Genomic DNA, 26274 nt, shown 5'->3' on the forward strand with positions numbered 1-26274 from the left:
GAATCTTATAAAGTCCTTAGCCAAGAATCATTAAAAAAGTATTTAAATGGTCCTCAAAATTATTAATATCTCTGTGTGTAAAGCCATTCTCTAAGTGATTTAGAAGTCTCATTTAGAACTCTGTTAATAAGCATCAGATGGAGTTAAAACTCCATCTGAATCCAAGAACTCTGTTTATATTATAAAATAGCTTCGTTATTTAAAATATAACTTTTAAGAAAATACTATTGAATGAAGAAGGAGAATTATAAAAATTAGCTACCTGACAAAGTCTTAATGAAAGTTATACGGGGGAGATCTGAACCTAATTCGAAGTAAACTGAATCTGGTGTATCAATATATTAACTATTGAGTATAAATGAGAATAACGAAGGATTTTCACATTAATTTTATGAAATGATGATTACTATATTTAGAGTATTTAAAAAAACATGATAAGATAACATTCGTCGCTTGATGAGTGACAAATGAACAAATAAATTTTAATAATAAAAATGATATTGACATTAAGTATTTGTCCGTGATATTATGTGAAAGCTGTCAAGAAAGATTAAAAATAAAAAACATTAAAAAAATTCTTGACAAAGCAAAATAGAAATGATAAGATATACAAGTAGTCGAGCTAAATCGACATGATCCTTGAAAATTAAACAGAGTGAAAGATAAGTTAAAACTTGTTTTTAAATAAACCAGCAATTCTTTGAGTTACTTTAAAGTAACAAAACAGTAATGAGTCACAAACTTTTAAATTGAGAGTTTGATCCTGGCTCAGGACGAACGCTGGCGGCGTGCCTAACACATGCAAGTCGAGCGATGAAATCCTTCGGGGTGGATTAGCGGCGGACGGGTGAGTAACACGTGGGTAACCTGCCTCAAAGAGGGGGATAGCCTCCCGAAAGGGAGATTAATACCGCATAACATTAGTTTTTCGCATGAAGGACTAATTAAAGGAGTAATCCGCTTTGAGATGGACCCGCGGCGCATTAGCTAGTTGGTGAGGTAAAGGCTCACCAAGGCGACGATGCGTAGCCGACCTGAGAGGGTGATCGGCCACATTGGAACTGAGATACGGTCCAGACTCCTACGGGAGGCAGCAGTGGGGAATATTGCACAATGGGCGAAAGCCTGATGCAGCAACGCCGCGTGAGTGATGAAGGCCTTCGGGTTGTAAAGCTCTGTCTTTGGGGACGATAATGACGGTACCCAAGGAGGAAGCCACGGCTAACTACGTGCCAGCAGCCGCGGTAATACGTAGGTGGCAAGCGTTGTCCGGATTTACTGGGCGTAAAGGATGCGTAGGCGGATATTTAAGTGAGATGTGAAATTCCCGGGCTTAACTTGGGAGCTGCATTTCAAACTGGATATCTAGAGTGTGGGAGAGGAGAATGGAATTCCTAGTGTAGCGGTGAAATGCGTAGAGATTAGGAAGAACACCAGTGGCGAAGGCGATTCTCTGGACCATAACTGACGCTGAGGCATGAAAGCGTGGGTAGCAAACAGGATTAGATACCCTGGTAGTCCACGCCGTAAACGATGAGTACTAGGTGTAGGAGGGTCCAACCTTCTGTGCCGCAGTTAACACAATAAGTACTCCGCCTGGGAAGTACGATCGCAAGATTAAAACTCAAAGGAATTGACGGGGGCCCGCACAAGCAGCGGAGCATGTGGTTTAATTCGAAGCAACGCGAAGAACCTTACCTGGACTTGACATCCCCTGAATTACTCGTAATGGAGGAAGCCCTTCGGGGCAGGGAGACAGGTGGTGCATGGTTGTCGTCAGCTCGTGTCGTGAGATGTTAGGTTAAGTCCTGCAACGAGCGCAACCCTTATCATTAGTTGCTACCATTAAGTTGAGCACTCTAGTGAGACTGCCCGGGTTAACCGGGAGGAAGGTGGGGATGACGTCAAATCATCATGCCCCTTATGTCCAGGGCTACACACGTGCTACAATGGTGAGTACAATTAGATGCAAACCCGCGAGGGGGAGCCAAACTAAAAAACTCATCCCAGTTCGGATTGTAGGCTGAAACTCGCCTACATGAAGCTGGAGTTGCTAGTAATCGCGAATCAGAATGTCGCGGTGAATACGTTCCCGGGCCTTGTACACACCGCCCGTCACACCATGAGAGCTGGCAACACCCGAAGTCCGTGAGGTAACCGTAAGGAGCCAGCGGCCGAAGGTGGGGTCAGTGATTGGGGTGAAGTCGTAACAAGGTAGCCGTAGGAGAACCTGCGGCTGGATCACCTCCTTTCTAAGGAATAATAACTAGAAACTTAGGTTTTTAGTTACATTGGAATTTTGGTTTACACTCTGTTTAATTTTGAGGGATTAAAACCTCAAATAAAGCTAACACTAAGGTGGTAGCAAAATGTTCTTTGAAAATTGCACAGTGATAAGCGTTAAATAATGAAAGTTATTTAACATAAACAAAGTAAAGCTAAAGGTATATATACCTTTGTAGAATTATGATTTAAGGTCAAGCTACAAAGGGCGCATGGTGAATGCCTTGGCACCAGTAGCCGATGAAGGACGCGATAAGCTGCGATAAGCTTCGGGTAGGCGCAAATAGCCTGCGATCCGGAGATTTCCGAATGGGGCAACCCACATAGCTAACGCTATGTACTGTAAACTGAATTCATAGGTTTATAGAGGTAGACCCGGGGAACTGAAACATCTAAGTACCCGGAGGAAGAGAAAGAAAAATCGATTTCCTAAGTAGCGGCGAGCGAAAGGGGAAGAGCCCAAACCAGGAACTTGTTCCTGGGGTTGCGGACAGATCATTAAATACTGTGATTTCTTAATTGAAGAGAGCTGGAAGGCTCCGCCATAGAAGGTAACAGCCCTGTAGGTAAAAAGAATAACAGTCAGATCTGATCCAGAGTACCACGAGACACGTGAAACCTTGTGGGAAGCAGGGAGGACCACCTCCCAAGGCTAAATACTAACTGGTGACCGATAGTGAAGCAGTACCGTGAGGGAAAGGTGAAAAGAACCCCGGAAGGGGAGTGAAATAGAACCTGAAACCGTGTGTCCACAATCAGTCGAAGCAGTTTTACCTGCGACGACGTGCTTTTTGTAGAACGAGCCAGCGAGTTACGATGTGTAGCAAGGTTAAGTATTTAAGATACGTAGCCGAAGGGAAACCGAGTCTGAATAGGGCAAAAAGTTGCATGTCGTAGACCCGAAACCGGGTGACCTATCCATGGACAGGTTGAAGCGGAAGTAAAATTCCGTGGAGGACCGAACCACATTGGTGTTGAAAAACCATGGGATGAGCTGTGGATAGCGGAGAAATTCCAATCGAACTCGGAGATAGCTGGTTCTCCTCGAAATAGCTTTAGGGCTAGCGTTTTGAATGAGTAGTGGAGGTAGAGCACTGAATGGGCTAGGGGCTGACAACAGTTACTGAACCCTATCAAACTCCGAATGCCATATACTTGAATCAAAGCAGTCAGACTACGAATGATAAGATCCGTGGTCAAAAGGGAAACAGCCCAGACCATCAGCTAAGGTCCCAAAGTGTAAGTTAAGTGGAAAAGGATGTGGGATTTCTAAGACAACTAGGATGTTGGCTTAGAAGCAGCCACTCATTTAAAGAGTGCGTAATAGCTCACTAGTCGAGAGATCCTGCGCCGAAGATGTTCGGGGCTAAAACTTACCACCGAAGCTATGGATTCACCGTAAGGTGAGTGGTAGAGGAGCTTCCTGTATGGGTTGAAGTCGTACCGTAAGGAGCGGTGGACTGTACAGGAGTGAGTATGCTGGCATAAGTAGCGAGAAATAAGTGAGAATCTTATTGGTCGAAAACCTAAGGTTTCCTGAGGAAGGCTCGTCCGCTCAGGGTTAGTCGGGACCTAAGCCGAGGCCGAAAGGCGTAGGTGATGGACAATCGGTTGATATTCCGATACCACCAGTTTGCGTTATTACAAATGGGATGACGCAGGAGGATAAGATGTGCGCACTATTGGATGTGCGTCTAAGCGTTTAGGTATACAGGATAGGCAAATCCGCCTGTATTAGCTGAGGCGTGATGGGGAGCCCTTTTGGGCGAAGTATCTGATTCCACGCTGCCAAGAAAAGTCTCTATGGAGTAAACTGGTGCCCGTACCGCAAACCGACACAGGTAGGTGAGGAGAGAATCCTAAGACCAGCGGAAGAATTGTTGTCAAGGAACTCGGCAAATTGACCCCGTAACTTCGGGAGAAGGGGTGCCACCGCAAGGTGGTCGCAGAGAATAGGCCCAAGCAACTGTTTAGCAAAAACACAGGTCTCTGCTAAAGCGAAAGCTGATGTATAGGGGCTGACGCCTGCCCGGTGCTGGAAGGTTAAGGGGAACACTTAGCGTAAGCGAAGGTGTGAACTTAAGCCCCAGTAAACGGCGGCCGTAACTATAACGGTCCTAAGGTAGCGAAATTCCTTGTCGGGTAAGTTCCGACCCGCACGAATGGCGTAATGACTTGGGCACTGTCTCGACAACAAATCCGGCGAAATTGTATTGCGAGTGAAGATGCTCGCTACCCGCGATTGGACGGAAAGACCCCGTAGAGCTTTACTGTAGCTTAGCATTGAGTCTCGGTATTGTCTGTACAGGATAGGTGGGAGACTGCGAAGCAGAGGCGTCAGCCTTTGTGGAGTCGTCCTTGGGATACCACCCTGACAGTACTGGGATTCTAACCGGCGGCCATGAATCTGGTCACGGGACATTGTTAGGTGGGCAGTTTGACTGGGGCGGTCGCCTCCTAAAAAGTAACGGAGGCGCCCAAAGGTTCCCTCAGAACGGTTGGAAATCGTTCGTAGAGTGCAAAGGCAGAAGGGAGCCTGACTGCGACACAAACAAGTGGAGCAGGGACGAAAGTCGGGCTTAGTGATCCGGTGGTACCTCGTGGGAGGGCCATCGCTCAACGGATAAAAGCTACCTCGGGGATAACAGGCTGATCTCCCCCAAGAGTCCACATCGACGGGGAGGTTTGGCACCTCGATGTCGGCTCGTCGCATCCTGGGGCTGAAGTAGGTCCCAAGGGTTGGGCTGTTCGCCCATTAAAGCGGCACGCGAGCTGGGTTCAGAACGTCGTGAGACAGTTCGGTCCCTATCCGTCGCGGGCGCAGGAAATTTGAGAGGAGCTGTCCTTAGTACGAGAGGACCGGGATGGACTGACCTCTGGTGCACCAGTTGTTCCGCCAGGAGCACAGCTGGGTAGCTATGTCGGGACGGGATAAACGCTGAAAGCATCTAAGCGTGAAGCCCACCTCAAGATAAGATTTCCCATAGCGTAAGCTAGTAAGACCCCTTGAAGAACACAAGGTTGATAGGTCAGAGGTGTAAGCATGGTAACATGTTCAGCTGACTGATACTAATAGGTCGAGGGCTTGACCTAAAACATCACTGTGCAATTTTGAGAGAACATCTCAAGGCTATGCATAACTGAACATACCAAATCAAAAATTTGGAATGCCTAGTTATCTAGTGGTTATGACGTGAAGGCTACACCCGTTCCCATTCCGAACACGATGGTTAAGCTTCACAGTGCCGATGGTACTGCACGGGAGACTGTGTGGAAGAGTAGGTCGCTGCTAGGTTAACATGGATCTTTAGCTCAGTTGGTTAGAGCAACCGGCTCATAACCGGTTGGTCCGGGGTTCGAGTCCCTGAAGGTCCACCATATAATAAGAGGTAACTTTAAGTTACCTCTTATTTTTTTATCGATAAGTAACTGTTCTAATACTTTCTCGCACTTTATGAGAAATCTGAACTTTCACCTAGTACTCTGTGAAAATAGTTCAAACCAAATCAAAGATTTGGGTTCTCTGCTTTTCCAAAACGGTACGTTATTGGATAGGGGGCGAAGAATAACTAGAACAAAGCATATCAATATTCTATGATAACGATATGCTTTAAAATAATATATTCTAATTAAGCTAAGATATATCTTCTTGTATTTTCCTTAGGATATTTTTGAATTTCTCCACATCCTGAGCACCTACAATCTCATATTTATCATTTATTATAAATGTAGGAACACTATTAATTGTATATGCTCTTGCCTCTTTTGAATACTCATATAAACGATCTTCATATATAGCTCTCTCCAGAGCAAAATGCATACCCTCAATGTCAAGCTCACATTTTTTAACAACTTCTTCAATTACTTTTATATCGCCAATATCCTTACAGTCTGAAAAATAAGCTTCAAACATAAACTTTGAAAACTTATCGACTTTACCCATATCACGTGCGTATTCAGCAGATAAAAGTGATTTATGAGAATTTGAGAGAAACTCTAACTCTCCAAATTTTAAACCAAATTCTGAACCTCTTTTTCTAAGCATATCATACATCATTTTTCTATTGCTAGATGGAAAAACCTCATCTAATTTGACACCTTTCTGTGGAGTTTCAGGGTGAATTTCAAAGCCAACCCACTGATCTTGTATATCAAATTCTTTCTTAAGCTCTTCGACAATACCTTTGCCAATAAAACAGAATGGTCATATGTAATCGGAAAATATCTTCATTCTAAATTCCATGTTGTAACCTCCAATAAACTAATTAGATTCTTAATTGTTAATTGTTAATAGTAATTACTCTATAATTATATATTAAACATAAACTTATTTCATATTCAACAAAACACAAAATATTAAAGAACCTGATTTAATTCAGGTTCCTTTTACATCAAGGGTAAATCGAGGTTTAACATAAGAATAGACAGGTGAAATTTTAAAACATATAGTGCTTAAGTTTTATTTACACAAAGAGAAGATAGAACTTAAGTTAAGTTTAGAAATACGTAAAATAAAATACAATAACTATGAAAGAATATATGATTAATAGAAAAGGGTTAAATTTAATCCTTAGTTTTTCCTTTTTATGTCCTAAAATATTTAACATAATTGATAAAGCACATAGAATAACTATTGATATCACTAAATAAAAGACATTTTCCATGATATCTCCACTCCAAGTTTTACGAAGAGGCATATTCTTGAGTCTATTAAAAAATGATTCAAATGGGGGTTTTGCTCTGTCTATTAGCATAAGAGAAATAAGGGTTATAAGCCAGGCCAGTGAGTTTATCACAGAAGTAAGTTTAGTACATGGTTTTTCTTTAAATCTCATAATTTGCCGCTGATTAATTACCAATTAACACAGCAGATTTCACCTTACTTTCTTAATTGCTTTAATATATATTATTAGGTTAGCTGGTAAAAGATTACAACATATTTTGTCCAGCTAAAATAGTCATTGGATAAAGCAAAAAGGCAGATGATTAAGCAGCATGACTCCCTCGAAAAAAGTAATGCTACTTAAAGCTCATTTTATAAATTCTAGAATTTAAATTTTAAGTTTTTAATTTGTGGAATTATTATGGAGAAACCGAATACATATAGTATAAAGTGAAGCTAGCACCTGCAGATATACTTGTAGATATACCTGAGAACTTCAATTTACTTAGGCAAAAGAATACTGATGACATACTTGTAGAAGTTACTAGCTTGCATAAAAACTATATATATACGGGGGAATGGTGGTATGTTTAATGGTAGCGAAAGGGTTCCAAAGAATTTATTAAAAAGAATAGAAGAATTAGATTATGATACCACTTTTAAAAATAATACAAAAGACTTCTTGAATTACATAGCAGAAAGCAATGTTTTTAATGCTGCATTTGTGGACAACCTAGACTTATACTTTGGTAATAGTTATGAGTCGGAAAAGCTTATACTCCATTTTGAAATAGATAAAAATAAAATTGAAATCTATGATGAAAATAAACTAGGAGACAGATGTGAAATGTTTTTTGAATTCGTAGATTATGCAAAGGAATTGATATATTACTTTGAAGGTAACATATTTTATAGTAGAATATCTGACTTAGTAGAACTTAATGTGCTAAGAAATGCTTTAAAAATAATGAGCAAAGATGAGAAGCTATTGAGAAAATATGGAGTAAGAAAATTGATTACGAGAAAAGAAAGGATTAATTTAAAAATTGAAGAAATATTGAGTAGAAGAATTAATAGTATATAACTATCAAAGCCATGTAAGGGGGGCCTTACATGGCTTTTTAGTTAGGGATAAGAGTTTGGGGGACTCTTTAATGGTTATGGTTATTAGTGAATGTATATATCAATAAAAAGAAATTAACTATAATTCATATATAGTTTTATTAGCAATTTATTAATGTAATTATATTATATCAATTATTAAATAAAAGTCAATATTAATTAATAAAATTAAATAAAAAACACCAACTATTAAAAGCTGGTGTTTCTATATTAAAATATTAAGTTTACGCCTTGTTCCTCCATACCTTTAATATAATCGTCTTTACACTTACAGGATTTACTACAATTACAAAACTCATTATTAATAGCTTTTATTAAGTCGTTTCTCAGAGCCTCGTAAGCAGCTTCCACTTTTTTACGTTTAATAGATGAAAAATATATAGTATAGCAAGAAAATATCAGTAAAGCTATAGGTAATAAATCAGCAATTAGAAGATTGGAAGTTAAATCTTTAGAATTAGCAACTGTTGTCAAGGTGTAATCAAAATATCTTTGGTAAAAGGCAGCTATATAAAATACCGATACTGCAGCAGATAAATATGCAAGTATAGGAACACGGTTTGTTCTATTTAGCTCTTTCTTAAGTTCTAATATTCTAATAGTCTTTTTTTCTATTGTATAACTCGGATTAAAATGCTCCATTAGACAATCTCCCCTTAAATAAAAATATATTAATAATTATGATGCCTGTATGAATTCTATTCGTTAAAATGATAAGAAAGTTAAAGTATTTCAATATACAAAACATATAATGAGCGTTTATAGTAGTGTTAGAGCGGGTAGTCATCGAATAAAAAAGCATTAAAGAATAATGTAATTTAAGAAGATTGGCGATAAGTAGGTTAAGTTACAAAATTTTGAAAAATATACTGTTTTGTATTATAATATATAATAAGTGTAATTATATTAAAGATCAGTGAATTTAAACAAAAAATGTGTTTTTGTCTAATATATTTCACTTAATAAGATATATAAAAAATGTGTTAAAAGGTAAAAACATAATAGCTCAAGTTATAAAACCATAAGTAAAGATGTTTTTATAATATGGTAAATGGGGGGTGGAACTGTTGAGTAAATTAAATATTGAAGAGCTTAAAACAAAGGGAATTTGTTTTAAAACGGTTAATAAGGAAAAACTAAATGAAGAGTTGGAAATAAGTTTTTCAAAACTCCATACTATAAGTGATAGGGGAAAGAAAAAAGTATTATTAGAAAAACGAGAAGAGATTGAGAATAAAATAAGAGGTATTTTATCTAATTCCGAAGAAAATATAAGGAGTACGGTTCCGATTATAAACAGCGTAAGTAAACAGCTTATGCAAGATAATCTACTATTAAAGATGAAGCTGGAGAGTATGAAGCAGACATCAAAAAATATAATGAATCATTGCATGAAAATTCAACAAGAAGCTCAAGAGCATGAAAATAAAGAGTTAAACGAAGTCTTGATCGCCATATTAGAAAAATTTAAAGGGGAAATGCTAAAGCTGAAGGAGGGAGATTAAGAGTAATGTTAGTTGATGTATTTAAAGATATTGAAAATTTTAAAAAAGATTGTGAGAGTCACAAGGATAGCGAAAATCTTAGTACTCTAGTAGGTAGCATTGCAACTAATAAAAATGATTCTGAGGAGATTGAAAGTGGTTTTAATAGTATACTTAATCTTTTGCAGTCAATCGAAATTATGAATAATGATGTTATAAATAATAAAAATTTATTAAAGAATGTTCTGGATAAAGATCATGAGGAGAAAAAGAGATTTATAGAAAGAATAAAAAATACAATAAATGGGTATATAAACTTCTATGACTATGTGGATGAGATAAGGCAAGCTATAAAGGAGTCAACTTATAATAATGATCATAACTTAATCACTGTAGTCAACTTGTTACTTAGATTTTTAGAAAAGGAATATTTAGAGTTTGGACTTACAGTCTATACTCCTAATGTTGATATAGACAAATTTGATAGTAGCAAACATGAGGTTTTTGGTACGGAACAAAACTTAAGCTTGGCAGATGGAACCATAACTCAGGTGTTAAAAAAGGGGTTTTATTATAATGATAGAAATATAAGATTCACAAGAACTGCTAGAGTAATAACTGTATCAAACTAGCAGAATATACAAATGGGTGGTTTATTATGGGAGAATTATTACAATATTATAAAGAGGGAATGAAATATTTTGCTGAAGGAAACTTAAATAGGGCATTTAATTCTCTAACTTTAGCAGTTGCTGGTGGGCTGGAAAGTGAAGAATTGAATACTGCAATAGCTTTAATGCTCGTATACAGAGGGGAATTTGAAGAAGCATATAAATTATTTATACGCAATAATAAAAAATATAAAGATGGAGTAAGTGAAAAATATTTATCTAGTATTGATGAAATCAACAGTTGCATAGAGAAACATAACTTAGTAGTTGATTTAATAAAGGAAAACAAATATGAAGAAGCGCTTGTTAATTTAGTTTCGATTAGGACATCTGGATTTAGAACCTTAAATGACGACATTCTTATTTGTTACGTATACTGTGTAAAGAAAGACTATAAAAAGTGTAGACAAGTTTTAGAGGAGATATATGCTATAAATAGGGAAGAAGTTTTTTACTATAAAATGAAAAATTATATAGAGAATAAGAATTACACTAGATTAAAAATATATGCAGCTTGCATTACAGCCATGATAATTTTATTTTCAACTATAGCGCCATTGGGAGGCAATAAAAAATCATTTGATAATGTACAAAGATCTATTGAATCTAAGTCGATACTAAACACTAAAATTGAAAATAGTGACTCTAACTACAAGGTGCTAGCTATTTTAAGCAATGATATTATGAGAGAAGATTTATATGATTTTTGGATGAATGATAAGAACATAGACCCATCAAAGTTAGATGATAAAAGTAAAAATATATATGATGGATTAAAAAAGAATTATAATGAAAAGGCAGAGATGTTTTTTTACAAGAACGGATTAGAACTATATAAAGGTGGCAACTATAAAAAGGCATTCGAATATCTTACAGTTGCTCATGAAAATATGAAGGGAACCTATTTAGATGAGCATATTATATTTTACATAGCCAAAGCTGCTAAGGCTAGTGGTAGTAATGGAACGGACTACTACCGAGAATATGTAAATAAGTATCCTAAGGGTGGGTATATACAAGAAGCCCTTTATGATTTAGCAATTATAGATTTTAAAAATAATAATATAAAAGAAGCAAAAAAATATGCGTCTATTATAGTTGAAGAACATTCAAATACAATATATAATAATGATAAGATAAGTGATATTATGAACAAGTAAATTCAGGAAATGCAACTTTGCATTTCCATTTTACTTTTTAAAAAATATAACTAAGGAGAAAATAGAATGAACAAACAAGATAAAAAGGTTCTCATATCATCTATAGCATTAGCTTTAGTAGCAGTATTTTGGGGAACAAGCTACGCTGTGGTAAAGGATTCCTTAAATGATATAAAACCCTTTCAGCTTATGACTTTAAGATTCGGATTGTCCACTGTGATACTAGCTTTTATATTCGGTAAAAGATTGAAAGTTATAAGAAAAAAAGACATATACAGAGGTTCAATAATAGGTTTCTTTCTGTTTCTTGCTATGTTTACCTTATCCATAGGAATTCTATTTACAACTGCATCCAAGCAGTCCTTCATAGTAGGGGCTTATGTAGTAGTTGTTCCTTTTATGGGATGGTATATAAGCAAAAAACGACCAGATAAATACGCAATCGCAGGAGCGGTAATAGCCACGTTAGGAATTGGACTGCTTACCTTAAATAATTCTTTTTATATTAATAAAGGAGATTTAATATCAGTATTATGTTCACTATCCTTTGCCTGCCACATGCTTGCAATAGAATATTTCAATGTGGATTTTGATCCAATAGTTTCAACAATAATCCAACTTGCTGCTGTATCTATCTTATTTATTATAAGTACAGGACTTTTTGAGTCCTATCATATTAGTGTAAATGCTAAAATGATAAAGTCAGTGGCATACCTTGTTATTGTAACAACTGTGATACCTTTTGTTATTCAAAATATCGCTCAAAAATATATTTCATCAACAAGAACTGCCTTGATACTAACACTAGAATCTGCTGCTGGAGGAATGTTTGCAGTAGCATTTTTAGACGAGAGTATGACAGCTAGGATGATTGTTGGGGGAGCAGTTGTATTTTTAGGAATTATTACAGAGGAGACAAAGTGGCGTTTTGTAAAGGGTATTTTCAGAAAAGAAGAGAAAAGTTTAAAGAAGAAAGTAGCTTGATATATAAAAATAGCTAAGATTTCTATAAGGAAAGTCTTAGCTATTTTTAATTAACGTATTTGAGTAACATTATTTTATTTGATACAATTTAAAATTCTAAAAAATTAAATATATTGATAATAAAAAAGATAACTCATATAATCATAATATACATAATTATCCAACAATAAAATATTTGCGGTGTCAAAGGAGTATACCTACAGTATCAAAATGGTTAATGACAAAGGAGCCAGGGGGAATGAAATAATGAGCAACTTGTCTAATGTAGAAAAAATACTAGAGTGTTTAATTGAAAACTTGGATGCAGGAATTCAGGTTGTGGATTCGGAAGGGAGAACCATATACTACAACAGGGCAATGGGAAAAGTAGAGGGGATAGACCCAAAGGAGGTATTAGGAAAGAAAGTAGATGAATATTTGAAAGATGTAAGGGAAGATTCATCAACACTTATGAATGCATTAAAAAAGGGCGAAAAGATTATAGATTTAGTTCAGCACTACAGTAATGAGCATAAAAAGAAAGTTACCACTATAAATACTACTGTACCAGTAATACTAGATAGGAAGACCGTAGCAGCTATCGAAATCTCTAAAGATATGACTAGGTTAAAAGAGCTAACAGAGTGTGTATGCAAATTGCAAATGGCAGATACAAAAATCAAGAGAAATTATACTTTTGGCGATATATATGGCAGTAATCCTGATATGAAAAATGCCATTGAAAAGGCTAAGAGGGCAAGCATGTCAAGTTCATCAGTTTTAATTTATGCAGAGACAGGCTGTGGAAAGGAGGTTTTTTCGCAGAGTATTCATTATAGTGGAATAAGAAAGGATAAACCTTTCATACCAATAAACTGTGCAGCAATCCCTGCTGCTTTGCTTGAAGGAATGCTTTTTGGAACAGAAAAAGGAAGTTTTACAGGTGCGGAAAATAAAAAGGGATTATTTGAGGAAGCTAATCATGGAACAATTTTACTTGATGAACTTAATTCAATGGAGCCTTATCTTCAGTCAAAGCTTTTGAGAGTACTGCAGGATGGATACATAAGACCGATTGGAAGTAGTAAAATCATAGATATAGATGTAAGAATAATAGCCACATTAAATGAAGATCCAGAAAAGCTTATAGAAAGTGGTAAGCTAAGAAAAGATTTATATTATAGATTAAGTGTAATAAGATTAAATATACCGCCTCTTAGAGAAAGAAAGGAAGATATACCAATGCTTATTAAAGCATTTATAGAGAATTACAATAGCATCTTAGGTAAAACTATACAAGGAATTGATGAAAAAGTTAAGGAAAAGCTATTAGCCTACGATTGGCCTGGGAATATAAGGGAATTGAAAAATGTAATTGAAGCAGCTATAAATATGGTAGATGATAATTCTATTCTAAGTAGTAGACATTTTGAAAGTAGAATATTTAATGATTCCTTGAATAAATCTTTAAATGAAACCTGTCTGGATATTAATAGTTTAGAAATAGATAGTGAGTTTGATTTAGATAAATATATAGCTTGTGTTGAAAAGAAAATAATTAAAAATATACTAGAGAAGAATAATTATAATATTAGCAAAACGGCTAGGCAACTAAATGTGTCTAGACAAAACTTACAGTATAAGATTAAAAAATATAATATCATTAAATAAAAGTTTTATATAGGTTTTAAGTTACAGATAAGCCAGCCTTTGGTATTGTTTATCTATAAAAAATAAAAATTAAAATCGAACATTGTGCAAGATGATGAAAAAATATTACATAAAAAAAAGCGAAGTTGTTAAAAATATCAAATTCATAAGGAGGAGTCAATGTTTAATATTGTTAGATTATTGTGAAAAGACAATTAATTAGGATTAGTGTAAAAATACTTGCAGTATCTGCAAAGGAATTTGCACACATTGTAAGATGTTGGAAAAGTTTGAATTGCGTTAACAATAAATTAATAATACAGCAAAATACCTGCAAGCTTTTTTGCTGAAAATTATACATGGATTTAGATTAAACCTTCTAAATCCATGTATTTTTATTTGGCACAGGATTTGCTATATATAAAGACACAAGGAATAAAGCCTAGAAAGTAGTCTAGGTATAGCAGGCGGAGTTTATTCGAAAAATTAAATTAATGGTAGGTGAAAGATTATGATAAAAAAAGGTACATGGGTTGAGGTGGAGGAAATTGTTCTTTCCCCAGAAGATAGATCACAAGTTATTCCAGAGGAAACAAGAGTAACACCTCTTAAGTGTTGGATAAGAGGAAACTGCTTAAATGATTGTGAAATTGGAGATGAAGTTGAAGTAGAAACAAATGTAGGAAGAGTAGCTAAAGGAATAGTTGTTGAAGTAGAACCAGGATACAATCACTCTTTTGGTAAGTATATTCAGGAATTGGGGTATATAGGTAAACAGGCTAAAGAAATTATAAGGGAAGTTTAATTAAAAGGAGGCTTTAAAAATATGAATAAGTATGAAGAAGTCATGAGAAGAAAGAATGAAATCATGCTTAAATCTGTAGGTATTGACTTCGATAAATATGAAAAGGGAAATCTTTCCTTTGATTATGAAGGTTTAATGAGAGATGTAGGATATTCACTTCAAGAAGTAAGAGAAATTCAAGTCGAAGTGGGAGTAGGAAACACTCCATTATTAGAGCTTAAAAACATAACGAGGCTAGCTAGAAAAGCTTCGAAAACAGGAAAAGCAGCTAGAATATTTGTAAAAGATGAGAGTTGTAATCCATCTGGAAGTTTTAAAGATAGAAGAGCATCAGTATCTGTATATGATGCAATGAAAAGAGGATATGAAGGGGTAGCGGCAGCAACATCAGGTAATTATGGAGCGGCAGTTGGATCTCAAGCTAATATAAGAGGACTTAAGTGTATAATAGCAAATGAATGTTATGATTCAAGAAAAGTTGGACAACCAGAAATTATTGAAAAAGGTAGAAAGTGTGAAGGTTATGGCGCAGAAGTTGTTAGACTTACTGTAGGACCAGAATTATTCTATACTTACTTGAAGATTCTTGAAGATACAGGCTATTATAATGCCTCACTATACTCATCCTTTGGGGTGGCTGGAGTAGAAACTTTAGGATACGAAATAGCTGAGCAGTGTAGGGAAAAGTTTGGAAAGGATGCTAAAGCTGTAATAGTATCCCATGCTGGTGGTGGGAATGTAACAGGAACTGCTAGAGGTCTTATAAAGGCAGGAGCAGTAGAAACAAAGGTAATAGGAGCATCTGTAGACCTATCAGGTTTGCACATGGCCTCAGACATAGCCTTCAATAAGAAATCCTTTACTACGAGTCATACCGGCTTTGGTATTCCCTTTATGTCTAATCCAGATAGATCGGATGTGCCAAGAAGCGCAGCAAGACCACTAAGATACATGGACAGATATGTAACAATAACTCAGGGAGAAGTATTTTGGATGACTGAATTGTTAGCTCAGTTAGAAGGTTTAGAGAGAGGTCCAGCAGGAAATACATCTCTTGCAGCTGCTTTTGCAATCGCACAGGAATATGATGATGATGATATTATAGTTGTTCAAGAGACTGAATATACAGGAGCAGGAAAGAGCCCAATTGCGCAGCTTAACTTTGCGAAGGAAAATGGAATCAGAATTTCAATAGGTAATCCAAAAGAACAAATACCAGGAGAGAATATCATATTACCTTCGCATCCATCAATGGTTTCAGTAACAGATGCAGATATGATGGACTTAAGAAAGTCCTATTTAAAGAATGCTTTAAAGAAGTTAAAAGAAAATAGAGTTAAACAAATTGATGTTCAGTTCTTATCTAAGGAAACAAAATTGAGTGAAGATGAAATTATGAGGATATTGAAAGCAAATAGTATTGAAGTAGATGGTGAGTAATGGAGGGATTTTATGAAAAGAGCAGATGATTTTCAAACTAGGAGAGAGCATTTAAAAGATTTAACAGATGAGGAATTGTATGAAAGATTTTGGAGCCTTACTGAGAAGATTGTAAATCCATTAGTAGACTTAGCATATACACACACTTCACCAGGGATTGAGCGTTCAGTTCTTTTAAGGATGGGTTTTTCAAGCCTACAAGCACAGCCGATAGTTGATTATGGAACAAAGTGGAACTTACTTGGAAAAGGAATGGGAAATGTGGTTTTAACCTATGCAAAGCTTAAAAATATGGATTACTTAAAAGCTGGAGAAGAACTTGCAAAGGGAATAGGTTGGGACTTAATAGTAGAAAAAATGAAAGGTGGTGACAAGTAATGATAGAAAGACTAGAGGCAAATAAAAAGTTAGATGTAGAAGAAATATTGAAAGACTTAGATAAATATGAACCAAAGTGGAGAGGATGGCATTGGAGAGAGCAAAATCCAGAAGGAAGAGCCGGAGAATTCACCTATCATGAAATATCACAGCCTTTAAAAAATAGTCAACCACTTCCAGCGGCTAGAAGTTTTAGCGAAATAGATCCTCAACCGAAGGCGGTCATTACTACAGAAATAGCATCAGGGAGATTTGAAGATGATCTAAGAAGAATGAGAATGGCTGCTTGGCATGGTGCTGATCACTTAATGGTTATAAGAACAGCAGGGCAAAGTCATTTCGATGGATTGATAGAAGGAACACCAGAAGGTATAGGTGGAGTTCCTATAACTAGAAAGCAAGTAAGAGCAACAAGGAAAGCTATAGATTTAATAGAAGAGGAAGTTGGAAGAAAAATTAACTTTCACTCATATGTATCTGGTGTGGCAGGCCCCGATATAGCAGTTATGTTTGCGGAGGAAGGAGTAAATGGAGCTCACCAAGATCCTCAATATAATGTACTTTATAGAAATGTTAATATGTTTAGATCCTTTGTAGACGCGGCAGTTGCAAAGAAAATTATGGCATGGGCAGATATGCTTCAAATAGATGGTGCCCACAATGCTAATGCAACCGCTATGAAGGGGTACAACGTAATGCCTGAGCTTATGGTTCAACATGCTATAAATGCAAAGTTCTCAGAGATGGTTGGAATGAAACCAGAAAATGTGGCACTTTCAACAGTACCTCCAACCTCAGCACCAGCTCCTTGTATGAGATACGACTTGCCTTATGCAGTAGCTTTAAGAGAGCTATTCTATAAATATAAGATGAGAGCTCAGATGAATACTAAGTATATAGAATCCTGTGAAAGAGAAGCAACAGTTGGACATACATTAAATTTATTAATATCAGAGTTAACCTCAGCGGATATTCAAAGTACAATAACTCCTGATGAAGGAAGAAACGTTCCTTGGCATTATAACAACATTCATGCAATAAATACAGCTAAACAGGCGTTTATCGGCATGGATGGATTAAAGGAAATGATAGAAATAAAGAAAACTGGCTATCTACCAGAAAAGGTTAGGGAGTTAAAGGAAAGATCTATCCTATTCTTAGAAGAAATGATTGAAGCTGGGGGATATTTTAAGGCTGTAGATTCGGGATTCTTCGTAGACTCAGGTGAGTATCCAGAAAGAAATGGAGACGGTATCGCAAGAAAAATGGAGGGTGGAGATGCAGTAGGAACAATAGTAAAGAGAGAAGACGACTATTTTGCACCAGTTTGCGCTCACTTCGGATATAACAATGTTCCAGAAGAATATAATAAAGCTTGTGATGCTATACATGAGTGTACATTGTGTAATCATTCAAAAATTAAATATATAGGTGAACTAGATGAAAATGACAACGTGTTTAAGAGAATGGAGAAAGTTAAAGAGGATTGTACAGTAGTTCCAGAAGTTCAATGGTCTAAGGATGGATATGTAAGAGTTACTTTATGCATACCGGAGAATGAGCAAATAGCTGAAGCAGCAGCCATTGAAATGGGAAAAAGAATGAATTTGAAAGACGTGGAAATAATCCACAAACAAGTACTTCAAAAAGCAGAGGGAACTTTAGTTGAAATTAAAGGAGTATGCGATTTTACTCCAGTAAAACGTGATGAATTAATTCTTCCTAGAAGAAGAAAAGTTCTTGGACAACAAGAAATGAAGGATTATGTTAAAGAAAATCCTATAAAAGTTGTAGCTGCAACCGTTGGTGAGGATGAACACTCTGTTGGCTTAAGGGAAGTTATTGATATTAAACATGGTGGAGTTGAAAGATTTGGCATAGAGGCAATATATCTTGGAACTTCCTGTCCTGTGGAAAAGCTTGTAGATGCAGCTATAGAATCAAAAGCACAAGCTATATTATGTAGTACAATAATTACTCATAATGATGTTCATACAAAGAATATGAAAAAGCTCCATGAGCTTTGCGTAGAAAAAGGGGTAAGAGATAAGCTTATACTTTGTTCTGGTGGAACTCAGGTAACTGATGAAATAGCTAAGGCTCAGGGAATGGATGTTGGATTTGGAAGAGGTTCAAATGGAACAGACGTGGCATCTTTCATAATTAAGAAACTGATGGGCATTGACGCAGATGAGTAGCATCAAAGTGACTTTGGCATCCGGTGTATATAATTAACTCCTCAGTACTGTTAACTGCCTTTAAGTACTCTAAAGCCTGTAAATTCATAAAATCTAAGAGCTTCAGCTAACTCGCTATCGCTCAGACAAGCATAAATTCTAAGATTTTATGAATTTACAAGCTAAGAGTACTAAGAAAGTCAGTTAAATGTATCTTCGGAATCAATTATATACACCTAAACGAAAGTAACTTTGATTCAATATCAGGTATATTAATATGCAATAGGTAGGAGGTGATTGAAGTGAAAGTTGATTACCTAGTTGCTGAGATAGGTAGTACTACTACATTAGTGACAGCTTTTAATGTAAAGCATGATGAAGAAGGAAAAGTCTTTGTAGATACTCCTTTTCAAGGCAAAGCTTGTACTACAGTGTTAGATGGAGATGTAACGATAGGACTTAAAAATGCCATTATAGATATTGAAAGTCAGATAAAAGAATCAATTACTTGGAACAAGATGTTAGCTACTAGCAGTGCTGCTGGTGGACTTAAGATAACAGTGCACGGTCTTATGGAGCAGATGACTGTGAAGGCTGCTAAGGAGGCTGCACTTGGTGCCGGTGGAATCATTAAAATGGTTACTGCTGGTAAGATGAGAAAAAGCGATTTAAAAAGAATACGTGAGATTGACCCTAATATGATAATGATTGCAGGCGGCACAGATTATGGGGAAAGAGAGACTGCTCTTTACAATGCAGAGTTAATAAGTGCTGAGAAGTTTAACAAGCCTGTAGTGTACTGTGGAAATATTGAAAATAGAGAAGAGATAAAGGAAATATTTGAAGGTCAAGAGCTTTACATTATCGACAATGTTTATCCTAGAGTAGATGAGTTAAATGTGGAGCCAGCTAGAAAAGTAATACAGAATGCTTTTGAGAAGAATATCGTGAAGGCTCCTGGCATGAATAAGATAAAGGATATAGTGAATGGAAGTATAATGCCAACGCCCGGTGCTGTTATGGAAAGTGCAAAAATTCTTTATGATATAATAGGGGATTTAGTAGTTTTAGATGTTGGTGGAGCTACAACTGATGTACATTCTGTTACTGATGGAAGCACAGTAGTTTTAGATATGCTAGTAAATCCAGAACCAAAGGCTAAGAGAACTGTAGAAGGAGATCTTGGGGTTTTTATAAATAGTAAAAATCTCATAGAACTTCTGGATATCAGAGACTTAGGAGAGCTCAAAAAGGAGTATATAGAGGAGCATATAAAACCTATTCCGATGGAAAAAGAAGATATAATGGCAAGCTGTATGCTTACAAAGAAAGCAGTGGAAGTGGCAATTAATAGACATGTAGGAAGTATAAGAAGAAAATACGGTGGTGAAAGTGGCTTTATAGCTTATGGAAAGGATTTATCACAGGTTAAATATATAATCGGTACTGGTGGTGCCCTGACTAGACTGCCAGGAGGTGTTAAAACTCTACTAAGTATAAGATTTTTGAAGGATGATGTAACAATGTTACCTACAAAAGGTGCAAGAGCTTTGTTGGATAAAGATTATATCATGGCCTGCGCTGGTGTTTTAAGTAGAGAAGATAGGAAAACTTCTGAAGCTCTATTAAGTCAGAGTTTAGGGATAAAGTGAAACTTGAATCAGATGGGGGGTAACCCCACCTGATTCTTAGTTGAACGAATCCAGGGACGTAGCCGCTCTTTACTCCATCTTGGAGAAAAGCGATTCGCACCAAATCTTTGATTTTGTGTGAATCACTTTCACAGAGTGCGAGGGAGTATTAGAGCGGGTAGTCATCGGATAAATAAAGAATTGAACTCAACTAATAAATGAACTGCTAATTTTTAAACCTAATATTTAATAAAAGGAGAGCTGCATTATGAAAATAGAATACCCATGTGTGGAAGTTGATCTATCAAAGATAACACATAATGCAAAAGAAATTATATCCCTGTGCAATAAAAGAGGAATAGATGTTATAGGGGTAACAAAGGTATTCTGTGCCGAATCTCCTATTGTAGAGGCAATGCTGAATGGGGGGATTACACAAATTGGAGATTCTAGAATTCAGAACTTAAAGAAGATGCAAGATGTAGACTGCAAGAAAATGCTATTAAGAATATCCATGGAAAGTGAAGCTGTAGACGTTGTAAGATACAGTGATATAAGTCTAAATTCAGAATTAGATACTATAAAAGTTCTATCAAAAGCAGCTGAAAGATTAAATAGAATTCATAGTGTTATTTTAATGGTGGATATTGGAGATTTAAGAGAAGGTGTACTTGTAGAGGATGTTATTCCCACCGTTAAGGAAATTATTAGTTTAGGCAATATAAAACTAGTAGGACTTGGAACTAATGTCACTTGTTATGGTGGAGTAATTCCAGATAAAAATAATCTAGGAAAACTTGTTAAGTTAAAAAAGGATATTAAAAAAGTTTTAAACCTTGAATTACCTATAATTTCTGGTGGTAATTCCAGCAGCCTTTATATGATTATGGAAGACACTATGCCAGAAGAAATTAATCAACTTAGAATTGGAGAAGGAATAGTACTTGGAAGAGAAACTTCTTTTGGAGAACCAATACCTAATTGTTATAATGATGCCTTTATACTTAAGGGTGAAATTGTGGAAATAAAAGATAAACCAACAGTTCCAACTGGAAGGATAGGTATGGATGCTTTTGGACAAAAACCTCATTTCGAAGATAGAGGAATAAGAAGGAGAGCTATTATAGCAATAGGAAGACAAGATATTAGGTTGGACGGACTTATTCCTTTAGATAACAGTATAAGTATCTTTGGTGCAAGTAGTGATCATCTAATTTTAGATGTTACAGATAGTAAAAAACTACTTAAGGTGGGAGATATAGTAGACTTCAAAATGGATTATGGCTGTATCTTAGCTGCTATGACTTCACAGTATGTAAAAAAGTATTATGAAGAAGAACTGGCTTTAGCTAGTATCTTATAAAAATGAAAATAAATATATACAGTTATTAGAGAACAGTTATACAAACTGTCTTATAAATAATAAAGTTCTATGAAAATAGAAGAAAATAAAGAATAATTTGAAATTATTGAGGAGGAATTATTATGAAAAGAAATGTAAAAGTTGTAATTTGGGGATTTGGTGCAATGGGAAGTGGTATGGCAAAAATGCTATTAAAGAAAAAAGGTGTAGATATTGTAGGAGTATGCGCTAGAGGAGAGCAAAGAGTAGGAAAGAGTATGTATGAATTGTTAGGTATAGAAAGAGAAAATAGACCAGAAGTTATAATTAACTCCAATATTGAAGAAATATTGACTCAAACAACCCCTGATGTATGTCTTTGTGCAACAGATTCATTTACAAAGGAAGCGTTTCCAAGATTAAAGCTTGTTCTTGAACACAAGGTAAACGTTATCTCAACAGCAGAAGAAATGGCTTATCCTCAAGCTAAAGATCCAGAAGTTGCTTCAGAACTTGATAGAATAGCTAAAGAAAATGGAGTTAGCATACTTGGAACTGGTATAAATCCAGGTCTTATAATGGATTTACTTGTACTTTGCTTAACTGGATGTATGATGGATGTTGAACATATAGAAGCAAAGAGAGTAAACAGTTTATCACCATTTGGACCAGTAGTTATGAAAGAACAGGGAGTTGGTACTACTGTTAAAGAATTTGAAGATGGCGTTAAAAACGGTACACTTTCGGGTCATGTTGGATTTGCTGAGTCAGTAGCAATGATTGCAGACGGTATTGGTTGGAAGGTTGAAAAATTTGAACAACAAATGAAACCAATCGTTACAACAGTTGATAGAAAATCTGAATTTGGATTTGCTAAAGCAGGAGATATTGCAGGTGTTACAATGACTGGACAAGGATGGGTAGAAGGAGAAGTTAAAATAGATATGATCCACCCACAACAAATAGAACCAGAAATGGAAGGAACACAAACAGGAGATTATATAACAATAAAGGGAACGCCATCAATCCATATGGCAAATAATCCAGAAGTTGATGGTGGAATTGGAACGATTGCTATGTGTGTAAATATGATTCCACATGTAATAAATGCTGCTCCAGGTCTTACAACAATGATAGATCTTCCTGTTCCAAGAGCTATAATGGGAGACTTTAGAGATTTAATAAAGAATATAGAATAACTGTATATATTCAAATGATGATTCCTACCAGACTTATGCACTTATTTGATGGTGCATAAGTCTACCTGTATATTCGGAGGATGAGTAATTACTCTTAAAATTGTAATCAATGAATAAAGGGGAAATGTAAATGTCAACAAATAATTCAATCTTTCGAACTAAGTCTATAGAATATTTACTTGAACAGGCATCAGGTAAACGGGCACTGAAAAAAGTGCTAGGACCATTTGAATTAATAGCACTTGGAATTGGCTGTATAATAGGTACAGGTATATTTGTCCTTACAGGAGTTGCAGCAGCAAATTACGCAGGACCAGCACTTATCCTCTCTTTTATTTTCTCAGGTATTACATGCACATTTGCGGCGTTATGTTATGCTGAGCTTTCATCCATGATACCCATAGCCGGTGGTGCTTATACTTTTGGATATGTTGGATTAGGAGAGATTTGGGCGTGGATTATAGGATGGGATGTTATATCTGAATATATAGTTGCTCTTTCTACAGTTGCAGTTGGGTGGTCAGCCTATGTTTCTACACTACTTGAATCTGCTGGAATACATCTCCCTCCAGCATTATGCAATCCTCCAGGACAGAATGGTGGAATCATTAATCTTCCTGCAATTTTTATCTTATTTATTATGACATTATTATTGATAAAGGGTGTTAGCGAAAGTACTAAATTGAACAATTTATTAGTTATAATAAAATTAGCCGTTGTAATTCTGTTTATAGTTTTAGCAGTAGGGCATGTGAATCCAACTAATTGGCATCCATTCTTCCCTTATGGTATTAGCGGAGTATTCAAGGGTGCTGCAATAGTGTTTTTTGCATATCTTGGATTTGATGCTGTAGCAACAGCAGCTGAAGAGGTTAAAAATCCACAAAAGAATTTACCAATAGGTTTAGTTGGCGCACTTCTAATTTGCACGGTATTATATATTGTAGTTACAGCTATATTAACGGGTGTAGTGCCATATTCAGAATATAAGACGATAGCAGCACCAGTTGCTTATGTATTATTAAAAATAGGAATTAACTGGGGGTCAGCTCTAGTATCAGTTGGTGCAATTTGCGGTATAACTTCAGTATTATTAGTTACTATGTATGGAGCAACTCGTATAATATTCTCGTTATCTAGGGATGGGCTGATTCCAGAGGGGATTGCAGAAGTTAGCCCTAAATATGGTACACCTGTCAAGAGTACTATATTAGTTGGTTTAATATCAATAATTTTAGCTGGATTCTTACCAATAACCAGGTTGGCAGAACTGGCAAATATGGGAACACTGTCAGCATTTTGTGTAGTTTCCTTATCAGTTATAGTTCTTAGAAAGAGAAGACCTGATGTGCACAGAGAGTTTAAATGTCCAGCAGTTCCAATTGTTCCTGCGATAGCTATATTATCTAGTTTATACTTGATTTGGGAATTGCCTCATATTACTAAAGTTGTATTTGTGATTTGGATATCCATAGGATTTGTAGTATACTTTGGATATGGTAAATCTCATAGTGTTATGGCTAATCCAGAGAATCAAGCTGAATAAGAAAAGGAGTTGAGCAAATTGAATTTGCAAGATAGGATCTACAATACATTAAAAGATTTAGTAACTGTTCCAAGTATATCTGGTACAGAAGGTGAAAATATTGCATCAGAAAGAATATATGATACACTGTCGCAAATCCCTTACTTTAGAGAGAATAAAGATAATTTTGGACTAGGGCAAATAGAAGGAGATTCTTTACAAAGAAAGTTTGTATGGGCTCTTGTAAATGGAGAACATGAATCAAAAGACACAATAATATTAACAGGACATATAGATGTTGTTGAAGTGGAAGAGTATGGTCATTTAAAAAATGTTGCTTTTGATATAGAAGAGTGTACAAAAAGAATTAATGAGTTAACTTTGGATGAAGAGGCAGTGAAAGATCTTAAGTCTGGTGAATGGATTTTTGGCAGAGGAACTGCTGATATGAAAGCGGGAATAGCAACAGATATTGAATTGATCAGAGAGTTTAGCGAGAATAGAGATTTTAAAGGGAATATATTGTTTTTAGGAGTTCCAGGGGAGGAAAGCAACTCAGAAGGAATGATAGCTTCAATTCCTTTTCTTCTAAATCTTCAGGATAAGATGGGATATAATTTTGTTGGTGCCATTGTATCTGAGTGTTGTATTCCGAAAAGTGAAAATCAAAAATCTAAAAGATTGTATATGGGTAGTGTAGGTAAGATAATGCCGTTATTTTTCTGCGTGGGTAAAGAGACGCACGTAGGGGAGTCTTTAAAAGGTCTTAATCCTAATGCATTAGTTTCAGAAATAAGCAGGCTCTTAGAATTTAATCCGGATTTTTGTGAAAAGTTAAATAGCAGTGTTACACCACCACCTATGTCTTTAAAACAAATGGATTTAAAAGAGTTATATTCAGTGCAAAGCCCTATATTTGCGGCAGCATATTATAATATACTAACTCTTAGCATATCAGAGGAAAAGCTTTTAGGAGATTTAAAAGAATTAGCTACTAAAGCCTTTAATAATGTTTTACGAGATTTTAAAGAAAAAAGAGAAAGATATATTGAAATGTTTAATGAAAATCCTCAATATTTTCAAGCGGAACCTTGTGTTATTACTTATAAAGAGCTATTATCGAAAGTTAAAGAAAAGTATAGTGATTTTGATAATTATATAATGGAAAAAGTTAAGGCTTGGAAGAAAGAGAAAAAGGATAATCAAACTATAGCAGTAAATATAGTAAAAGAAACATATGAGAAGTACGAAGACAAAAGACCAATGATAATAATTTCGTTTATACCTCCATATTACCCTCATAAACACTTAGATGATATAGATGAAAAAAGCAGAAAATTTATAAATGTAATAAATGACACAATCCAATATGCTGATGAGAAGTTCAACGAAGAGATTGTTATGGAAGACTTTTATATGGGAATATCTGATTTAAGTTATACTGGAATTGACAATGGTATGGATTTAGATAACCTTTCTTCTAACATTGTTGGATATGGAGTAACTTATGATTTACCTCTACAAAGTTTAAGTAAACTTAACATTCCCGGGATAGTATTTGGAGGAGAAGGAAAGAATTTTCATAAATATAGTGAAAGACTAAATGTACCTTATTCATTAAAGGTAGTACCAGAATTATATAAATATATGATTAATTCCTTATTTAAATTGTAATTTATAATTTTGGTTATTTAATATTCATTTTCATAATAGTAAGGCTTGTGTGGGGCGCAAGCTTTACTTATATAATTATATGAGTGTGGTTGGTGTTATTAAATAAG

Annotated in this window: 19 protein-coding genes, 1 tRNA gene and 3 rRNA genes; 21 read left to right on the top strand and 2 right to left on the bottom strand. The window is 35.6% G+C overall.

Annotation, left to right across the window (positions count from 1 at the left end; translation table 11 throughout):
• Positions 1-745 precede the first annotated feature (745 nt).
• The 4 genes from AC0N0V_RS06525 (at position 746) to AC0N0V_RS06540 (ending at position 5661) form a co-directional block, all read left to right on the top strand.
• Positions 746-2252, top strand: a 16S ribosomal RNA gene (locus AC0N0V_RS06525).
• Positions 2253-2475: 223 nt separating this feature from the next.
• Positions 2476-5376, top strand: a 23S ribosomal RNA gene (locus AC0N0V_RS06530).
• A gap of 85 nt (positions 5377-5461) precedes the next feature.
• Positions 5462-5578: ribosomal RNA gene (rrf, locus tag AC0N0V_RS06535) — 5S ribosomal RNA — on the top strand.
• The 16S, 23S and 5S rRNA genes sit together here with 1 tRNA gene alongside, the layout of an rRNA operon.
• A 6-nt stretch (positions 5579-5584) precedes the next feature.
• A tRNA-Ile gene (locus AC0N0V_RS06540) sits at positions 5585-5661 on the top strand.
• A 256-nt stretch (positions 5662-5917) separates the two neighbouring features.
• On the opposite strand, the gene AC0N0V_RS06545 is transcribed toward AC0N0V_RS06540, so the two are convergent.
• Positions 5918-6475 (bottom strand): DsbA family oxidoreductase, encoded by a 558-nt coding sequence (locus AC0N0V_RS06545; RefSeq protein WP_474464469.1) that lies wholly within the window; start codon positions 6473-6475, stop codon positions 5918-5920.
• 921 nt (positions 6476-7396) lie between these two features.
• Here AC0N0V_RS06545 and AC0N0V_RS06550 point away from each other — a divergent pair.
• Complete coding sequence (locus AC0N0V_RS06550; protein ID WP_474462844.1) at positions 7397-7540, top strand: hypothetical protein; 144 nt, start codon at positions 7397-7399, stop codon at positions 7538-7540.
• Positions 7533-8030 (top strand): hypothetical protein, encoded by a 498-nt coding sequence (locus tag AC0N0V_RS06555; protein ID WP_474462846.1) that lies wholly within the window; start codon positions 7533-7535, stop codon positions 8028-8030. Before AC0N0V_RS06550 ends, AC0N0V_RS06555 begins: the two co-directional genes overlap by 8 nt.
• A 248-nt stretch (positions 8031-8278) precedes the next feature.
• Here AC0N0V_RS06555 and AC0N0V_RS06560 read toward each other — a convergent pair whose 3' ends face one another.
• A complete protein-coding gene (locus tag AC0N0V_RS06560) occupies positions 8279-8710 on the bottom strand; it encodes a hypothetical protein (RefSeq protein WP_474462848.1) in 432 nt (143 codons plus the stop codon).
• A gap of 425 nt (positions 8711-9135) precedes the next feature.
• On the opposite strand from AC0N0V_RS06560, the gene AC0N0V_RS06565 reads away from it, so the two are divergent.
• From AC0N0V_RS06565 to AC0N0V_RS06635, 15 genes are all read left to right on the top strand, one after another.
• On the top strand, positions 9136-9573 hold the full coding sequence (locus AC0N0V_RS06565) for a hypothetical protein (RefSeq protein WP_474462850.1): 438 nt from the start codon (positions 9136-9138) through the stop codon (positions 9571-9573).
• 5 nt (positions 9574-9578) lie between these two features.
• Positions 9579-10184 carry a nucleotide exchange factor GrpE gene (gene grpE / locus AC0N0V_RS06570; protein ID WP_474462852.1) on the top strand — a complete coding sequence of 202 codons (606 nt, stop codon included), beginning with the start codon at positions 9579-9581 and terminating at the stop codon, positions 10182-10184.
• Positions 10185-10210: 26 nt separating this feature from the next.
• On the top strand, positions 10211-11383 hold the full coding sequence (locus AC0N0V_RS06575) for a tetratricopeptide repeat protein (RefSeq protein WP_474462854.1): 1173 nt from the start codon (positions 10211-10213) through the stop codon (positions 11381-11383).
• Between the two features lie 66 nt (positions 11384-11449).
• Complete coding sequence (locus tag AC0N0V_RS06580) at positions 11450-12367, top strand: DMT family transporter (protein WP_474462856.1); 918 nt, start codon at positions 11450-11452, stop codon at positions 12365-12367.
• 246 nt (positions 12368-12613) lie between these two features.
• Complete coding sequence (locus AC0N0V_RS06585) at positions 12614-14017, top strand: sigma-54 interaction domain-containing protein (protein WP_474462858.1); 1404 nt, start codon at positions 12614-12616, stop codon at positions 14015-14017.
• Between the two features lie 182 nt (positions 14018-14199).
• Complete coding sequence (locus tag AC0N0V_RS06590) at positions 14200-14346, top strand: hypothetical protein (protein WP_474462860.1); 147 nt, start codon at positions 14200-14202, stop codon at positions 14344-14346.
• A 161-nt stretch (positions 14347-14507) separates the two neighbouring features.
• The gene (gene ortA, locus AC0N0V_RS06595) at positions 14508-14801 is read left to right on the top strand and encodes a 2-amino-4-oxopentanoate thiolase subunit OrtA (RefSeq protein WP_474462862.1); all 294 of its coding nucleotides are present in this window, start codon (positions 14508-14510) and stop codon (positions 14799-14801) included.
• Positions 14802-14822: 21 nt separating this feature from the next.
• Positions 14823-16241 (top strand): 2-amino-4-oxopentanoate thiolase subunit OrtB, encoded by a 1419-nt coding sequence (gene ortB, locus AC0N0V_RS06600; RefSeq protein ID WP_474462864.1) that lies wholly within the window; start codon positions 14823-14825, stop codon positions 16239-16241.
• A gap of 12 nt (positions 16242-16253) precedes the next feature.
• Positions 16254-16619 (top strand): ornithine aminomutase subunit alpha, encoded by a 366-nt coding sequence (locus AC0N0V_RS06605; protein WP_474462865.1) that lies wholly within the window; start codon positions 16254-16256, stop codon positions 16617-16619.
• Positions 16619-18817 (top strand): D-ornithine 4,5-aminomutase subunit OraE, encoded by a 2199-nt coding sequence (gene oraE, locus AC0N0V_RS06610; RefSeq protein WP_474462868.1) that lies wholly within the window; start codon positions 16619-16621, stop codon positions 18815-18817. Before AC0N0V_RS06605 ends, oraE begins: the two co-directional genes overlap by 1 nt.
• A 281-nt stretch (positions 18818-19098) precedes the next feature.
• Positions 19099-20448 (top strand): GlmL-related ornithine degradation protein, encoded by a 1350-nt coding sequence (locus AC0N0V_RS06615; protein WP_474462870.1) that lies wholly within the window; start codon positions 19099-19101, stop codon positions 20446-20448.
• Between the two features lie 247 nt (positions 20449-20695).
• On the top strand, positions 20696-21790 hold the full coding sequence (gene orr, locus AC0N0V_RS06620; protein WP_474462872.1) for an ornithine racemase Orr: 1095 nt from the start codon (positions 20696-20698) through the stop codon (positions 21788-21790).
• Positions 21791-21912: 122 nt separating this feature from the next.
• A complete protein-coding gene (gene ord, locus AC0N0V_RS06625) occupies positions 21913-22968 on the top strand; it encodes a 2,4-diaminopentanoate dehydrogenase (protein ID WP_474462874.1) in 1056 nt (351 codons plus the stop codon).
• Positions 22969-23098: 130 nt separating this feature from the next.
• The gene (locus AC0N0V_RS06630) at positions 23099-24514 is read left to right on the top strand and encodes an amino acid permease (RefSeq protein WP_474462876.1); all 1416 of its coding nucleotides are present in this window, start codon (positions 23099-23101) and stop codon (positions 24512-24514) included.
• Between the two features lie 18 nt (positions 24515-24532).
• Positions 24533-26167, top strand: coding sequence for a M20/M25/M40 family metallo-hydrolase (locus tag AC0N0V_RS06635; protein WP_474462878.1), 1635 nt, complete (start codon positions 24533-24535; stop codon positions 26165-26167).
• Positions 26168-26274: the final 107 nt, after the last annotated feature.

This window comes from Clostridium sp. CS1-1 (assembly GCF_056135525.1).

What these genes read in the sequence shown, in the direction of transcription:
- AC0N0V_RS06605 (WP_474462865.1), top strand. Translation starts at nt 16,254, where the DNA reads ATGAAAAGAGCAGATGATTTTCAAACTAGGAGAGAGCATTTAAAAGAT.
- ortB (WP_474462864.1), top strand. Translation starts at nt 14,823, where the DNA reads ATGAATAAGTATGAAGAAGTCATGAGAAGAAAGAATGAAATCATGCTT.
- AC0N0V_RS06585 (WP_474462858.1), top strand. Translation starts at nt 12,614, where the DNA reads ATGAGCAACTTGTCTAATGTAGAAAAAATACTAGAGTGTTTAATTGAA.
- ortA (WP_474462862.1), top strand. Translation starts at nt 14,508, where the DNA reads ATGATAAAAAAAGGTACATGGGTTGAGGTGGAGGAAATTGTTCTTTCC.
- oraE (WP_474462868.1), top strand. Translation starts at nt 16,619, where the DNA reads ATGATAGAAAGACTAGAGGCAAATAAAAAGTTAGATGTAGAAGAAATA.
- AC0N0V_RS06630 (WP_474462876.1), top strand. Translation starts at nt 23,099, where the DNA reads ATGTCAACAAATAATTCAATCTTTCGAACTAAGTCTATAGAATATTTA.
- AC0N0V_RS06555 (WP_474462846.1), top strand. Translation starts at nt 7,533, where the DNA reads ATGTTTAATGGTAGCGAAAGGGTTCCAAAGAATTTATTAAAAAGAATA.
- AC0N0V_RS06560 (WP_474462848.1), bottom strand. Translation starts at nt 8,710, where the DNA reads ATGGAGCATTTTAATCCGAGTTATACAATAGAAAAAAAGACTATTAGA.
- AC0N0V_RS06580 (WP_474462856.1), top strand. Translation starts at nt 11,450, where the DNA reads ATGAACAAACAAGATAAAAAGGTTCTCATATCATCTATAGCATTAGCT.
- grpE (WP_474462852.1), top strand. Translation starts at nt 9,579, where the DNA reads ATGTTAGTTGATGTATTTAAAGATATTGAAAATTTTAAAAAAGATTGT.
- AC0N0V_RS06575 (WP_474462854.1), top strand. Translation starts at nt 10,211, where the DNA reads ATGGGAGAATTATTACAATATTATAAAGAGGGAATGAAATATTTTGCT.
- orr (WP_474462872.1), top strand. Translation starts at nt 20,696, where the DNA reads ATGAAAATAGAATACCCATGTGTGGAAGTTGATCTATCAAAGATAACA.
- ord (WP_474462874.1), top strand. Translation starts at nt 21,913, where the DNA reads ATGAAAAGAAATGTAAAAGTTGTAATTTGGGGATTTGGTGCAATGGGA.